Origin of the sequence: Flavimobilis marinus (assembly GCF_900113055.1) — a bacterium.
GTDB classification, from domain to species: domain Bacteria; phylum Actinomycetota; class Actinomycetes; order Actinomycetales; family Cellulomonadaceae; genus Flavimobilis; species Flavimobilis marinus.
In genome coordinates this window covers 993,754-1,007,331 of sequence record NZ_FONZ01000001.1, presented here as the reverse complement: position 1 = coordinate 1,007,331, position 13,578 = coordinate 993,754, and the positions used below count along the sequence as shown (strand labels likewise).

Genomic DNA, 13,578 nt, shown 5'->3' with positions numbered 1-13,578 from the left:
GTCGGTCTCGGGTCCGACGTCGATACTTCGAGGGTGCTACGCGCCCTCCTCCTCGAAAACCTGCACCCCCTCGCCACCGAGATCCTTCGGTCCCAGGGGATCGACGTCGTCCAGCGAACGGGAGCCTTGGACGAGGACGAGCTCATCGACGCCCTCGAGGGCGTCGACATCCTGGGCATCCGGTCGAAGACCAACGTCACCGAGCGCGTGCTCGACCACGCACCGGACCTGATGGCGATCGGTGCCTTCTGCATCGGCACCAACCAGATCGCGCTCGACCCGGCTGCGCACCGCGGTGTCGCCGTGTTCAACGCACCGTTCTCGAACACCCGATCGGTGGTGGAGATCGCGATCGCCGACATCATCGCGCTCACGCGCCGGCTCACCGTCTTCAACGACGAGATGCACCAGGGCGTGTGGAACAAGACCGCGTCCGGCGCGCACGAGATCCGCGGTCGCACGCTCGGGATCATCGGCTACGGGAACATCGGCACACAGCTGTCCGTGCTCGCCGAGAACCTGGGCATGTCCGTGGTCTTCTACGACACCGCCGAGAAGCTGGCCCTGGGCAACGCCCGCCGGATGGAGACGGTCGAGGAGCTCCTCGAGGTAGCCGACGTCGTCACGCTGCACGTCGACGGCCGTCCCGGCAACGCCGGCATGTTCAGCGCGGCCCACGTCGCACGTATGCGTTCTGGCTCGATCTTCCTCAACCTCTCACGAGGCTTCGTCGTCGACTACGCCGCGCTGCGCGACGCGCTGCTGTCCGGGCACGTGGCCGGCGCCGCGGTCGACGTCTTCCCCCAGGAGCCCAAGCGCAAGGGCGACCCCTTCGTCTTCGACCTGCAGGGCCTGCCGAACGTGATCCTGACGCCGCACACGGGCGGCTCCACCGAGGAGGCGCAGGAGGCCATCGGGCAGTTCGTCGCCACGAAGCTGCGCGACTACCTGCAGACGGGCTCCACGACCCTGAGCGTCAACATCCCGAACCTCGCACTCGAGCAGACGGGCGCGCACCGCCTCGCCTACCTGCACCGCAACACCCCCGGCGTGCTGGCCAAGGTGAACCAGGTTCTCGCGGAGCACGACGTCAACATCGAGGCGCAGCTCTTGGCCACGCGGGGCGACATCGGCTACGTGGTCACGGACGCGGGTTCGCCGATCGCGGACGACGTCGTGGCCTCCCTCGCTGACCTCGCCTCGACGGTCCGGCTGCGCCGCCTGTCCTGACCTCGAACGTCCGGGTTGCTGCGCGCCTCGGACGGCGAACGTCCAGGTCAGGTGAGGAGCAGTCAGACCTCCGGTGCGTCCTCGACCCGGTCGTCGGCGTCGGCGTCGCGAGCCTCTCGGTCTGCCCGGAGCGCCGTGATCGCGGCGTCGAAGTCCTCGAGCGACCCGAATCCCTGATAGACGCTCGCAAACCGCAGGTAGGCGACCTCGTCCAGCTCGCGCAGCGGCCCGAGGATCGCCAACCCGATCTCGTTGGCGTCCAGCTCCGCGCTCCCGGAGCCGCGGATCGTCTCCTCGACGCGCTGCGCGAGGAGCGCGAGGTCATCGTCGCTCACGGGTCGCCCCTGGCAGGCCTTGCGCACGCCGTTGACGATCTTCTCGCGGCTGAACGGCTCGGTGGCGCCGGAGCGCTTGACGACCGTCAGGCTCGCAGTCTCGATCGTGGAGAATCGGCGGTTGCACGCGGGGCACTGGCGCCGACGTCTGATCGACGCCCCGTCGTCGGAGGTGCGGGAGTCCACGACGCGCGAGTCCTGATGGCGGCAGAAAGGGCAGTGCATCAGGATCCTTCACGCTGGGAGACGTGCCTGCAGAGCACCCGCTGAATCTAGGCGCAGGAACGTGGCGGCGCAAGGAACCACGCTCGGCGTGCGCGTGCTCGCGTCAGGACTGCGGCACGAGGAGCTGCTGGCCGGCGACGAGGTCGACCGACGTCATCGCGTTGAGCTCGAGCACGTCGTCGATCGTGTCCCGTACGTCCTGGCCCGGGACGGTGACCCCTGAGGCGATGTGCCACAGCGTCTCGCCCGGGCTGACCGTGTGGACCGCGACGTTGACCGGCTCCCCCAGGGCGTCGGCCGACGCCCCGTTGGCGAAGAGCCCGCCCAGGGCGAGCGCCACCAGCAGGGCGAGCGTGGCGAGCACGACGCGGCCCCGACGCGTGAGCACCAGGGTGCCGCGCGCCGTTGCCTGCGGACGACGAGCGGCGGCGCGTGCGGGCCGGGCGTGGGACGTGCGCGTCTGGCTGGGGATCCCCCAAGCGATCGTGGTCATGGTTCCTCCGTCTCGGCGCTCGTACTGCGCGCCACAGGTGACTCGAACAGACGTTCGTCGAACGCGTGTTCTATTTGTAGCAGGGTGGGGGCGACATGTCGAGACACGCTCGAACACATGTTTGATTCCCACCCTCGTCGGCCCTAGGCTGGCCAGCAGCACGAGAACCGATGACCCGAGCACATCACCCACCACTGACACGGCCCGGGCAGCAGTCGACCAGCCCCGCCCCACGGACAGGAGTGCCAGCGTGAGCACCGAGCAGATCAGCACCGTGATCGGCGACGAGGCGGAGGGCCTGACGGCGCGTCAGCGCGCGGTGCTCGAGTGCATCCGGGCCTCGGTCGAGGCCCGCGGCTACGCGCCGTCCATGCGCGAGATCGGCGACGCCGTCGGCCTCACCAGCCCGTCCAGCGTCAAGCACCAGCTCGCGGCCCTCGAGCGCAAGGGCTACGTGCGCCGGGACCCCAACCGCCCCCGGGCGATGGAGATCGTGCAGGGGGACGACGCCCAGGTGGTCCGTCCCGTCCCGCGGTCCGGCGAGGACGAGGACGTCGTCCCGGACGGGCTGGTCACCGAGCGCCCCCGCCCGTCCTACGTTCCTCTCGTCGGACGCATCGCCGCCGGTGGGCCGATCCTCGCGGACCAGGTCGTCGAGGACGTGTTCCCTCTCCCCCGGCAGCTCGTGGGCGACGGAGACCTGTTCCTGCTCAAGGTGGTCGGGGACTCGATGATCGAGGCTGCGATCTGCGACGGTGACTGGGTGGTCGTCCGTCAGCAGCAGGTCGCTGAGAACGGCGAGATCGTCGCGGCGATGATCGACGGCGAGGCCACCGTGAAGACGCTGCGACGCACAGGCCGCGAGGTGTGGCTCCTGCCGCAGAACGCGGCGTACGCACCGATCGACGGCACGGACGCGCAGATCCTCGGTCGCGTCGTCAGCGTCCTGCGCAGCCTCTGAGGCGAGCGGGGACCGCTCCGGGGCTCAGAACCCGAACTGGCGGGCCACCGCGCGCAGCTTGTCCGCGGACCGCTTGAGCCCGTCGTACTCGGCATCGGACAGCGGCACCTGCAGCTGGTCGTAGACGCCGCGACGCCCGACGATCGTCGGCACCGACAGGCAGACGTCGCTGATCCCGAAGTAGTCGTCGAGGAGCGAGGACACGGGCAGGATGCTGTGCTCGTTGTTGAGCACAGCCTCGATGATCCGGGTGCCGGCGAGGCCGACCGCGTAGTTCGTGGCGCCCTTGCCCTCGATGATCCGGTACGCGGAGTTCACCACCTCGTGGGCGATCTCCTCGCGGACGGATGCGTCGAACGCGCCCTTCGGGCCGGTCCGCGCCCACTCGAGCAGCGGCACCGCTCCGATCGACGCAGAGTCCCAGAGCGGGATCTCCGTGTCGCCGTGCTCCCCCGCGATGTACGCGTGCACGTTCTGCACCGCGACGCCCACGTGGTCGGCGATCAGGTAGCGCAGCCGCGAGGAGTCCAGGACCGTGCCCGAGCCGAAGAGCTGCCGCGCCGGGAGCCCGGAGATCTGCAGCGAGGCGTAGGTGACGACGTCGACAGGGTTGGTGACCATGATGTAGATCGCGTTCGGGGCGACCTCGACGAGCGGCGGCAGGATCGTCCGCATCAGGCCGATCGTGGCCTCCGCGAGGTCGATGCGGGACTGCCCGGGACGCTGCTTCGCACCGGCGGTCACGACGACGACGTCGGCGTCGGCGCACACGGAGATGTCGTCCGACCCGACGACGGTCGCCTCGGGGACGAACTGCACACCGTGGCTGAGGTCGAGCGCCTCGGCCTGGACCTTGGCGGCGTTCACGTCGTAGAGGGCGACCGTGCGCGCCGCGCCGCGCATCAGCGCGGCGTACGCCAGCGTCGATCCCACCGCTCCGGCTCCGACCACCGCGAGCTTGGTGGTGCGGCGCGAGAAGGTGTCGAGCTGAGCGGGCGCGGCGTCGTTCACGGGTCCTCCGGAGGATAGGCGTCGGTCTGCGACCACCCTAGTCCGCGAGCCGACGCAGCGCGCCAGTGACCACGGCCTTGTCCGACGTCGGCCACAGCGGCGGCATCGAGCGGGCGAGGTAGGTGCCGTACCTTGCGGTCGCGAGGCGCGGGTCGAGCACCGCCACGACGCCGCGGTCGTCAGCGCGCCGGATCAGGCGCCCGGCACCCTGCGCGAGCAGGAGAGCCGCGTGGGTGGCGCTGACCTGCATGAAGCCGTTGCCGCCGGCCGCCGCGACGGCCTCGGTGCGCGCCGAACGGATGGGATCGTCCGGCCGCGGGAACGGGATCCGGTCGATGACGACGAGGCGGCACGCCGGACCGGGGACGTCCACGCCCTGCCACAGCGAGAGGGTACCGAACAGGCACGTCGCCTCGTCCGCGGTGAACTGTTCCACGAGGGTCGGCAGCTGGTCGTCGCCCTGGCACAGGATCGGCACGTCGAGCCGCTCACGCATCGCCTCGGCCGCGGCCACCGCGCCCCGACGTGAGGAGAAGAGTCCGAGGGTGCGGCCGCCCGCGGCCTCGATCAGCTCGGCCAGCTCGTCCAGCTGCGCGTCAGGGACCCCGTCGCGCCCCGGAGCGGGCAGATGGCGCGCGAGGTAGAGGATGCCCTGCTTGGCGTAGTCGAACGGTGTGCCCACGTCGAGGCCGCGCCAGCCGGAACCCTCGCTGTCGACCGCCAGGCCGAGACTGCGCGCCGAGGCGTCGAAGCTGCCGCCGAGGTTCAGCGTGGCGGACGTGAAGACCCCCGTCCGTTCGCCGAGCAGCACCTCGCGCACGAGCCCGGACACCTGGAGCGGCGCGATGAACAGCCGCGTAATGCCTGCGCGTCGCCCGTCACCCTCGGCGCCGCGCGAGCTCCATACCACGTCGTGGCCGCTCGGGTCCGCGGCCATGCGCTCGGCGATCTCGAACAGGACGAGCATCGCCGACGCCGCGACCTTGAGCCCGCTGACGACAGCCGCGTCCTTGTCCCCGCCCGGCTTGAGCTCGGTCAGCAGCCCTCGGGCGGCGTCGCGCACCGCCGCCACCGCGGTGCGCAGGTCGTCGGGCAGCCCGTGGGGGAAGCGGCCCTCCGGGAGCCCCATCAGGAGACCGCCGACGGCGGCACCCGCGGCGTCGAGCTCGGTCGTGGCGACGCCGCCGTGCCTGCGTGCGAACCGCGCGGCCTGCTCGATCGTCGCCGCCGACAGCTCTGCCGTCGCCTGCCCCGTCACGCGGTCCGCGAGCTCGTGCGCCTCGTCGACGATCAGGACGGCGTGCTCCGGCAGGACGTTAGGTGACCCCGACGCCGCGATGCCGAGCATCGCGTGGTTGGTGACGACCACGTCCGCCGCCCGTGCCTCCTGGCGTGCGCGCTCGGGGAAGCAGGAGTCGAGCATCGGGCACTTCTGCCCGAGGCACTCGAGCGAGGTGACCGCCGCCTGCCGCCAGGCGCGCTCGCTCACCCCAGGGACCAGGTCGTCCCGGTCCCCCGTCGTCGTCTCCTCGGCCCAGGCCCGCAGCCGCACCACCTGCTCGCCGAGGGACTCCTCGTCGGTGTCGGAGCCCCTGCCGGGCCGTGGACCGGCGGGGTGGTCCGCCTCGAGCGTGAACAGCGTGCCCGCGTCGTCCGGCGGGTACCCCCCGGCCAGCTTGTGCACGCACGCGTAGTTCTGCCAGCCCTTGAGCAGCGCGACGCGTGCGGACCGCGCCAGGTGCGGGGTCAGCGCGGTCGCGACGAGCGGGAGGTCCCGCGTCATGACCTGCCGCTGCAGCGCGAGCGTCGCCGTGGACACCAGCACCTTCTCGCCCGTGCGCACGGCGTGGGCGACCGCTGGGACGAGGTAGCCGAGCGACTTGCCCGTGCCGGTGCCCGCCTGGACGAGCAGGTGGCGGTGTGACTCGATCGCCTCGGCGATCTCGCGCGCCATGGTCTGCTGGCCGGCCCGCGCGGAACCCCCGAGCTCGGCGACGACGGCGTCCAGGAGCGCGCCCACGTCGGGCTGCGGCGCCTGTCCCGGCAAGCCCTCCACGGGCGCCGTCACGCTCACCGGGCAGCGGCAGCGAGCTCGGAGGCCAGCGTCGCGGACGCCCGGCCGCGCAGGTGCGTCCCCTCGGCTGTGTGCTCCTCGGAGTCGATCTCGCCCTCGCGGTGCATCCGGTCGACGAGCTCGCCCCGGGCGTAGGGCACGACGACGTCGACGTCCACCGCCGGGCGGGGCAGCGAGGCCGCGATGAAAGCCATCAGCTCGCGCACGCCCTCCCCGGTGTGCGCCGAGACGACGAGGGTGTTGCGCTCGGTGCCACGCAGGCGTGCCACGACGTCCGGGTCGGCGATGTCCGCCTTGTTCAGCACGACGACCTCGGGCAGGTCTGCCACCCCGGGGATGTCGGCGAGGACCTCGCGGACGGCGGCGATCTGCCCCTCCGGGTCCGGGTGCGACGCGTCGACGACGTGCAGCAGGAGGTCCGAGTCGCCGACCTCCTCGAGCGTCGACCGGAACGCCTCGATCAGCTGGTGCGGGAGCGACCGCACGAAGCCGACCGTGTCGGCGATGGTGAACTCGCGACCGTCGTCCGTCTTGGCCCGGCGCACCGTGGGATCGAGCGTGGCGAACAAGGCGTTCTCGACCAGCACGCCAGCCCCGGTGATCGCGTTCAACAGGCTCGACTTGCCCGCGTTGGTGTACCCGGCGATCGCCACGGACGGCACCTCGTTGCGGTGACGGGACGTCCGCTTGGTCGCACGCGCCGGCGCCATCGCAGCGATCTCGCGCCGCAGCTTCGCCATCCGGTCGCGGATGCGCCGGCGGTCCAGCTCGATCTTCGTCTCACCGGGACCGCGCGAGCCCATGCCGGCACCCGCCCCACCGACCTGGCCACCGGCTTGACGGGACATCGAGTCGCCCCAGCCGCGCAGGCGCGGGAGCAGGTACTCGAGCTGAGCGAGCTCGACCTGGGCCTTGCCCTCACGCGACTTCGCGTGCTGCGCGAAGATGTCGAGGATCAGTGCCGTCCGGTCGATGACCTTCACCTTGATGACGTCCTCGAGCGCACGGCGCTGCGAGGGAGCGAGCTCGTCGTCCACGATCACGGTGTCGGCGCCGCTCGCCGCGACGATCTCCGCCAGCTGCTGCGCCTTGCCGGAACCGAGGTACGTCCCGGGGTCGGGCTTCGCACGGCGCTGCAGGAGGCCGTCGAGCACCTGCGACCCTGCGGTCTCCGCGAGCGCGGCGAGCTCCCGCAGCGAGACCTCGGCCTCGAGGGCGCCCGCCGGGCCACCGTGCCAGAGGCCGACGAGCACCACGCGCTCGAGCCGCAGCTGACGGTACTCGACCTCGGTGACGTCCTGGAGCTCCGTCGACAGTCCGGCGACGCGACGCAGGGCGGCGCGCTCGGCGAGGTCGAGCTGGTCGCCGTCGTGTGCCGCGTGCACCGTGACGCCCTCGGCGCGTGCCGTCCCCGCCCGCGCCAGGACCCGTGCGACGACGTCGTCGGCGACGTCACGCTGTGCGCGCTGGTCGGACTCAGGGGGAAGGGACGTCATGTGGAGCCTCTCTGTTCGCAGGATCCCAGGGTGTCACGTCGTCCTGACGCCGCGCGACCGTTTTCACCACGGGCGTGACGTCCCTGTGGACCCCCGCGTCCCCGCCGCTGCCCTAGGCTCGCCGCATGCCCCGTGTCGTGCTGATGTGCGGACCCGCCGGCTCCGGGAAGTCCACCGTCGCGCGCGGACTGGAGGAGCAGGGCTTCGTGCGCCTCTCGTTCGACACGGAGATCTGGCGCCGCGGGCTCGCGACGCCGCTCGAGCCCGCGGTCCACGCCGAGATCGAGGCGACGCTCCAGGACCAGCTGCTCAGGCACGTGGCTGCCGGCACGGACGTGGTGCTCGACTTCTCCTTCTGGTCACGTGAGATGCGCGCGCGCTACCGGGCGCTGCTCGCACCCGACGTCGTACCCGAGACGTGGTACCTGGACACCGACCGCGCGACCGCGCTGGCTCGCGTGCGTGCACGGACCGGAGCCCACGCCGACGACGTCCCCCTGTCGCCCGCGCTCGCGGCGCGCTACTTCGACCACTTCGAGGCACCCACCGCGGCCGAGGGCCCCCTGCGGCGGATCCCGGGCGGCACGACGGGGGCGGACGAGCACTAGAGTCTCGACCGTGAGCGAGGACCACTACTTCACCGCCCAGCCCGCCTCGGCCGCGGAGCGACGCGCCCTGACCGTTCGGCTCGCTGGCCGCGACGTCGAGGTCGAGACCGCCGGAGGCATCTTCTCCCCCGGACGCATCGATCTCGGGACGAGCGTGCTGCTGCGCCACGTGCCCGACCCTCCTGCCGCGGGCGACCTGCTGGACCTCGGCTGCGGCTGGGGACCCCTCGCGCTGACCATGGCGCTCGAGGCGCCCGAGGCGCGGGTGTGGGCCGTCGACGTGAACGAGCGCGCGCTCGACCTGGTGCGGAGCAACGCGGCGCGGCTCGGCCTCGCCAACGTCACGGCGGTCCGCCCGGACGAGGTGCCCGACGACGTCGCCTTCGCGGCGTGCTGGTCGAACCCGCCGATCCGCGTCGGCAAGGGCGTCCTGCACGACCTCATGCGCACCTGGCTGCCGCGCCTGCGCGCCGATGCCACGGCGCACCTCGTGGTGCAGCGCAACCTGGGGGCCGACTCGCTCGCAACGTGGCTGACGCAGGATCTAGGCATGCACGTCGACCGTCGCGCGAGCGCGAAGGGCTTCCGGGTCCTCGACGTCCGGGCCTAGGGGCCCGCCCGCCGCGCGAGCGGCTCGTCGGGGAACGTCAGCCGACGAGCGCGGCGGGGTCGACGGTCCCGTGGGCCACCAGGCGTGCAGGCCCTGCCAGCTCGGTCGTGCCGTCGTCGGCGAGCCGCACGCGGACGGTGCCCCCAGGCACGTCCACGAACCAGGTGCTCGGCGCGCCCGCTCCCGCCCACGTCCGGACCGCCACCGCCGCGGCGCACGCGCCAGTCCCGCACGACCGCGTCTCCCCGACGCCGCGCTCGTGCACCCGCATGCGGGCGTGACCGACCGACGCGTCTGCCTCGAGCGCCACGACGTACTCGACGTTCGTCCCCTCCGGGGGCACCGGCGTCACCACGGGCGCTGCCGTGAGGTCCGCCGCGGCGAGCTCGGCCGCGTCCGCGAGCGCGACGACCGTGTGCGGGTTCCCCATGTCGAGACTGAGCGCGGGCCGCTCGTCCGCGATGCCGGCGGTCCGGACGAGGGCGTCGGCGCCGAGCTCGACCGCCTCGGTCCCGCCCGGCAGCCGCCAGGTGCCCATGCCGACCGCGTAGTAGCCGACCTCCTCGCGGCGGACGTGCCGGACACCGGCTCGCGTCCCGATCGCGAGCGGCGCGCCGTCGCTGAGATCCGCGAGTCCCAGGTGCTCGAGGAAGGCGGCGAACACGCGCACCCCGTTTCCGCACATCTGGGCGATCGAGCCGTCTGCGTTGCGGTAGTCCATGAACCAGCGCGCGGTGGGGTCCGCCGCCAGGATCGCGGTGCCCTCCGGCACGGCGGACGTCGGCACCACCCGGATGACGCCGTCGCCCCCGAGCCCGGCCCGGCGGTCCGCGAGGGCCCGGACGAGGTCGGCGGTCAGGTCCAGCTCCGCGTCGACGTCGGCCAGCAGCACGAAGTCGTTCTGCGTGCCGTGGCCCTTGGAGAACGCGAGCGAGGTCATGAGCCCAGGGTACGGCGGGTCGGGCGGGAGGCGTCGGGCAGGTCGAGCTCACCGCGCTCGGCCCGGGCGACGACGTCGAGCGCCTGGGCGACGAGGTCGGGGGCGTCGGCATCGAGCCAGACGATCCGCGGGTCCCGCCCGAACCAGCCCATCTGCTTGCGCGCCAGGCGCCGCGTGTGGACGACGACCGCCTCGCGGGCCACGGCCTCCGTGCACCGCCCGACCAGCATCTCCAGGACCTCTGCGTAGCCGACGGCGCGTGCGGCCGTCCGGCCCATCCCGTGGTCCGCGAGCGCGGCGACCTCAGCGACCAGTCCTTGCTCCCACATCTTTGCGACGCGCGCCTCCACGCGGGCGTCGAGGACGGCGCGCGAGCAGTCCAGGCCGATCTGCACGGTCGGACGCACGTACTCCGGCACGGGGAGGGTCGCGGAGAAGGGTCGGCCGGTGAGCTCGATCACCTCGAGGGCGCGGACGGTCCGCTTGACGTTGCCCGGCCCGATGTTCGCAGCCGCGACCGGGTCGCGTCGGGTGAGCTCGTCGTGCAGCCTCCGCGCGCCCTCGGCCTCGGCGCGCGCCTCGAGCGCGCCCCGGATCTTCGGGTCGGTGCCGGGGAACTCGATCCGGTCCAGCACCGATCTCACGTACAGGCCGGACCCGCCGACGAGGATCGCTCGCCGCCCACGCGACTCGATGTCCGCCACGTCCGTGCGCGCGGCGGTCTGGAAGTGCGCGACCGAGGCGTCCTCCGCGACGTCGAGCACGTCGATCTGGTGGTGCGGGACCTCGCCGCGCTCGGCGGCGGTCACCTTCGCGGTGCCGATGTCCATCCCCCGGTACAGCTGGAAGGCGTCCGCGTTGACGACCTCGCCCGGCGGGTCGAGGGCACGCGCGAGCGCGACCCCGAGGGCCGACTTGCCCGTCGCCGTCGGGCCCACCACTGCGATCAGCACACCGCGAGGCTACCTGGCGCGGCGTCTACGCTGGTCGACATGGCGCGGTGGTGGTGGTCACGGGGAGCGGACGAGCCCACCCCTGCGCCGGAGCCTGCTGCCCCGCCCGGCGCGAGCGCCACGCCGCGCGTCACGCGCGCGCGCATCGCGGCGTGGTTCGAGAGCCAGGGGTATGTGTACTTCACCGACGGCCAGGGCGAGCTGGGCGGCCTGTGGCGCTCGAACGTGTTCTCGTTCCTGCTCGGCGGCGCCGACGAGCACATCCTGCAGGTCCGAGGCCAGTGGCACCGGCTGGTGACGATGGACCGGATCGAGGAGATCCTCGAGATCTGCAACGCCTGGAACACCGAGCGCCTCTGGCCCAAGTGCTACGTGAAGGTGCGCGACGACGGCCAGATCAGCGTGGTCGCGGAGGTCTCGACCGAGGTCGAGCACGGCGCCGACGACGCGCAACTCGGCACCGCCCTGCTGTGCGGGCTGAGCGCGGCGTCCCTGTTCTTCTCGAGCCTCGACGAGCGCTATCCCGACCCGGCGTCTCTCCCGCCCGCGGTGGCAGGGTGAGCGCCGCCGACATCCGCGCCGTCACGATCGAACGCGTCGCCGCCTACCTGCGCGAGCGCGGTTACGGGTTCGCCCCGACCCCGGCCGGCCTGGCAGGCAACTGGGACGGGCACCACCTGTGGTTCCTCCTCCAAGGCTCCCGGGCGGACGTGCTGCAGGTCCGCGGCAGGGCGGTCTCCGCCGTCCCGGTCCGGGACCGGGTGGCCGTGCTCCGAGCCCTCAACGACTGGAACCGCGGGCGGGTGTGGCCGAAGGTCTACCTGCGCGCGGAGGGCGACCAGGCCGCCGAGCACGTGCTGTACGCGGAGCTCTCGACCGACGTGCGCCACGGCGCGACCGACGCGCAGCTCGCCGCGCAGCTGGGTACCTCGCTCGTCGCGGTGACCGCTGCTCTCGAGGACCTCGCCCCCGCTCTGGGCGCAGCTCCGCCACGCTGAGCCCGCGCGAGCACAGGGTCGAGGCCGGAGCCTCGCTATCGGCGTCGTACGGTGGGCAGGCCGAGCGCGACGGCGCCCCCGGAGCTCACGGCCGAGCCGTGGTCGTGATCGTCCGTGTAGCGCCCGCGCTCGCGCGCCGCCCAGGCGTCGCCGGCAGCGGTGCGGCGGATGCCGAGCAGGTCGTCCGCGACCAGGTGATAGGGCGCGCTCTGCGTCACCACAGCCTCCACGACGTCGCCGGGACGGACCACCCGCGCGTCGAGGTCGGTGGCGAGGCGCGGGTCGTCGGCTCCAATGCCCACCGGTGTCCCGGGTGCCGGAGCGACATGGACGAGCCTGTTGTCGCGGGCGCGTCCCGAGATGCGCTCGGACGCGGCGTCCTTGCGGCCCGCGGCCTCCGTGACCAGGACCTCGACCGTGCGCCCGAGCTGGGCCGCGCTCTCCTGGGCAGCGATCCGGTCCTGAAGGGCGGTCAGGCGCACGAACCGCTCCTGCACGACCTCCTTGGGCAGCTGCCCGTCGAGCTCCGCCGCGGGGGTGCCGGGACGCGGCGAGTACTGGAAGGTGAACGCCGACGCGAACCGGGACGCCTCGACCACGCGGAGGGTCTCGGCGAAGTCCTCCTCGGTCTCGCCCGGGAACCCGACGATGATGTCGGTCGTGATGGCGGCGTCCGGGATCGCCGCCCGCACGCGGTCGAGGATCCCCAGGAACTTCTCTGACCGGTAGGACCGGCGCATGGCGCGCAGGATGCGGTCGGAGCCCGACTGCAGCGGCATGTGCAGCTGCGGCATGACGTTCGGGGTCTCGGCCATCGCCACGATGACGTCATCGGTGAAGGCCGCCGGGTGGGGACTGGTGAATCGCACGCGCTCGAGGCCCTCGATGGTGCCGCAGGCGCGGAGCAGCTTGGCGAAAGCGCCGCGGTCGCCGAACTCGACGCCGTAGCTGTTGACGTTCTGGCCCAGCAGGGTCACCTCGACGGCGCCCTGCGCGACCAGCGCCTCGACCTCGGCGAGCACCTGGCCCGGCCGCCGGTCGCGCTCCTTGCCCCGCAGGTGGGGGACGATGCAGAACGTGCACGTGTTGTTGCAGCCGACCGAGATCGAGACCCAGCCCGCGTACACGGACTCGCGCCGGGTCGGCAGGGTCGAGGGGAAGACCTGCAGCGACTCGGCGATCTCGACCTGGGCCTCGGCGTTGTGGCGCGCCCGCTCCAGCAGGACGGGCAGGGCGTCGAGGTTGTGCGTGCCGAACACGACGTCGACCCACGGGGCGCGGTCGACGATGCCGGCCCGGTCCTTCTGCGCGAGGCAGCCGCCCACCGCGATCTGCATGCCCGGGCGTGCGTTCTTGACCGAGGCGAGCTGGCCGAGGTTGCCGTACAGCTTGCTCGCCGCGTTCTCGCGCACGGCGCACGTGTTGATGACGACGACGTCGGCCGAGCTCGCGGCCTCGTCCGCCGCGCTGGCCCGCACGTACCCAGCCTGCTCAAGCATGCCGGACATGTGCTCGGAGTCGTGCACGTTCATCTGGCAGCCGAGGGTGCGCACGACGTAGGTGCGGCGGGAGGCGGGGGCGGGAGCGGTGGTGGACATCGCCACCAATTCTACGGCTCGACCCGCTTTGCCATAACGAGACCGT

The 13,578-nt window shown here is 72.5% G+C and carries 14 protein-coding genes; 6 read left to right on the top strand and 8 right to left on the bottom strand.

Annotation, left to right across the window (positions count from 1 at the left end; all coding sequences use genetic code 11):
- Nucleotides 1–33 precede the first annotated feature (33 nt).
- Nucleotides 34–1,230 carry a phosphoglycerate dehydrogenase gene (gene serA, locus BMZ30_RS04650; protein WP_093375452.1) on the top strand — a complete coding sequence of 399 codons (1,197 nt, stop codon included), beginning with the start codon at nucleotides 34–36 and terminating at the stop codon, nucleotides 1,228–1,230.
- A 62-nt stretch (nucleotides 1,231–1,292) separates the two neighbouring features.
- Here the strand turns inward: serA and nrdR are convergent, their stop codons facing one another.
- Nucleotides 1,293–1,790: a transcriptional regulator NrdR gene (gene nrdR, locus BMZ30_RS04645; RefSeq protein WP_093375450.1), complete on the bottom strand. Its 498-nt coding sequence runs from the start codon at nucleotides 1,788–1,790 to the stop codon at nucleotides 1,293–1,295.
- 103 nt (nucleotides 1,791–1,893) lie between these two features.
- Entirely contained in the window at nucleotides 1,894–2,283 is a 390-nt protein-coding gene (locus BMZ30_RS04640; protein WP_093375448.1) for a LysM peptidoglycan-binding domain-containing protein, read from the bottom strand.
- Between the two features lie 250 nt (nucleotides 2,284–2,533).
- Between BMZ30_RS04640 and lexA the strand changes: the two genes are divergently transcribed.
- A complete protein-coding gene (gene lexA, locus BMZ30_RS04635) occupies nucleotides 2,534–3,244 on the top strand; it encodes a transcriptional repressor LexA (protein ID WP_219810180.1) in 711 nt (236 codons plus the stop codon).
- A 24-nt stretch (nucleotides 3,245–3,268) separates the two neighbouring features.
- Here lexA and BMZ30_RS04630 read toward each other — a convergent pair whose 3' ends face one another.
- The 3 genes from BMZ30_RS04630 to hflX are packed head-to-tail and all read right to left on the bottom strand — an operon-like array spanning nucleotide 3,269 to nucleotide 7,825.
- Nucleotides 3,269–4,255: an L-lactate dehydrogenase gene (locus tag BMZ30_RS04630; protein ID WP_093375446.1), complete on the bottom strand. Its 987-nt coding sequence runs from the start codon at nucleotides 4,253–4,255 to the stop codon at nucleotides 3,269–3,271.
- A 37-nt stretch (nucleotides 4,256–4,292) separates the two neighbouring features.
- A complete protein-coding gene (locus BMZ30_RS04625) occupies nucleotides 4,293–6,323 on the bottom strand; it encodes an ATP-dependent DNA helicase (protein WP_280513581.1) in 2,031 nt (676 codons plus the stop codon).
- Between the two features lie 2 nt (nucleotides 6,324–6,325).
- A complete protein-coding gene (gene hflX, locus BMZ30_RS04620; RefSeq protein ID WP_093375444.1) occupies nucleotides 6,326–7,825 on the bottom strand; it encodes a GTPase HflX in 1,500 nt (499 codons plus the stop codon).
- Nucleotides 7,826–7,950: 125 nt separating this feature from the next.
- On the opposite strand from hflX, the gene BMZ30_RS04615 reads away from it, so the two are divergent.
- Both BMZ30_RS04615 and BMZ30_RS04610 read left to right on the top strand, forming a co-directional pair.
- Nucleotides 7,951–8,433, top strand: coding sequence for a P-loop nucleotide/nucleoside kinase family protein (locus tag BMZ30_RS04615; protein ID WP_219810179.1), 483 nt, complete (start codon nucleotides 7,951–7,953; stop codon nucleotides 8,431–8,433).
- 10 nt (nucleotides 8,434–8,443) lie between these two features.
- The gene (locus BMZ30_RS04610; protein WP_093375442.1) at nucleotides 8,444–9,043 is read left to right on the top strand and encodes a class I SAM-dependent methyltransferase; all 600 of its coding nucleotides are present in this window, start codon (nucleotides 8,444–8,446) and stop codon (nucleotides 9,041–9,043) included.
- Nucleotides 9,044–9,080: 37 nt separating this feature from the next.
- On the opposite strand, the gene dapF is transcribed toward BMZ30_RS04610, so the two are convergent.
- Complete coding sequence (gene dapF, locus BMZ30_RS04605) at nucleotides 9,081–9,983, bottom strand: diaminopimelate epimerase (RefSeq protein ID WP_093375440.1); 903 nt, start codon at nucleotides 9,981–9,983, stop codon at nucleotides 9,081–9,083.
- The gene (miaA, locus tag BMZ30_RS04600; RefSeq protein WP_093375438.1) at nucleotides 9,980–10,936 is read right to left on the bottom strand and encodes a tRNA (adenosine(37)-N6)-dimethylallyltransferase MiaA; all 957 of its coding nucleotides are present in this window, start codon (nucleotides 10,934–10,936) and stop codon (nucleotides 9,980–9,982) included. The genes dapF and miaA overlap by 4 nt, the downstream gene beginning before the upstream one ends.
- A 39-nt stretch (nucleotides 10,937–10,975) precedes the next feature.
- On the opposite strand from miaA, the gene BMZ30_RS04595 reads away from it, so the two are divergent.
- Nucleotides 10,976–11,497 carry a YbjN domain-containing protein gene (locus BMZ30_RS04595; RefSeq protein ID WP_093375436.1) on the top strand — a complete coding sequence of 174 codons (522 nt, stop codon included), beginning with the start codon at nucleotides 10,976–10,978 and terminating at the stop codon, nucleotides 11,495–11,497.
- Nucleotides 11,494–11,934: a type III secretion system chaperone family protein gene (locus BMZ30_RS04590; protein WP_177191272.1), complete on the top strand. Its 441-nt coding sequence runs from the start codon at nucleotides 11,494–11,496 to the stop codon at nucleotides 11,932–11,934. The genes BMZ30_RS04595 and BMZ30_RS04590 overlap by 4 nt, the downstream gene beginning before the upstream one ends.
- A gap of 35 nt (nucleotides 11,935–11,969) precedes the next feature.
- On the opposite strand, the gene miaB is transcribed toward BMZ30_RS04590, so the two are convergent.
- The gene (miaB, locus tag BMZ30_RS04585) at nucleotides 11,970–13,532 is read right to left on the bottom strand and encodes a tRNA (N6-isopentenyl adenosine(37)-C2)-methylthiotransferase MiaB (protein WP_093375432.1); all 1,563 of its coding nucleotides are present in this window, start codon (nucleotides 13,530–13,532) and stop codon (nucleotides 11,970–11,972) included.
- Nucleotides 13,533–13,578 lie beyond the last annotated feature (46 nt).

Excerpts from the sequence above, each read along its gene's own strand:
- BMZ30_RS04615 (WP_219810179.1), top strand. The coding sequence starts at position 7,951 with ATGCCCCGTGTCGTGCTGATGTGCGGACCCGCCGGCTCCGGGAAGTCC.
- hflX (WP_093375444.1), bottom strand. The coding sequence starts at position 7,825 with ATGACGTCCCTTCCCCCTGAGTCCGACCAGCGCGCACAGCGTGACGTC.
- dapF (WP_093375440.1), bottom strand. The coding sequence starts at position 9,983 with ATGACCTCGCTCGCGTTCTCCAAGGGCCACGGCACGCAGAACGACTTC.
- BMZ30_RS04640 (WP_093375448.1), bottom strand. The coding sequence starts at position 2,283 with ATGACCACGATCGCTTGGGGGATCCCCAGCCAGACGCGCACGTCCCAC.
- nrdR (WP_093375450.1), bottom strand. The coding sequence starts at position 1,790 with ATGCACTGCCCTTTCTGCCGCCATCAGGACTCGCGCGTCGTGGACTCC.
- BMZ30_RS04595 (WP_093375436.1), top strand. The coding sequence starts at position 10,976 with ATGGCGCGGTGGTGGTGGTCACGGGGAGCGGACGAGCCCACCCCTGCG.
- miaB (WP_093375432.1), bottom strand. The coding sequence starts at position 13,532 with ATGTCCACCACCGCTCCCGCCCCCGCCTCCCGCCGCACCTACGTCGTG.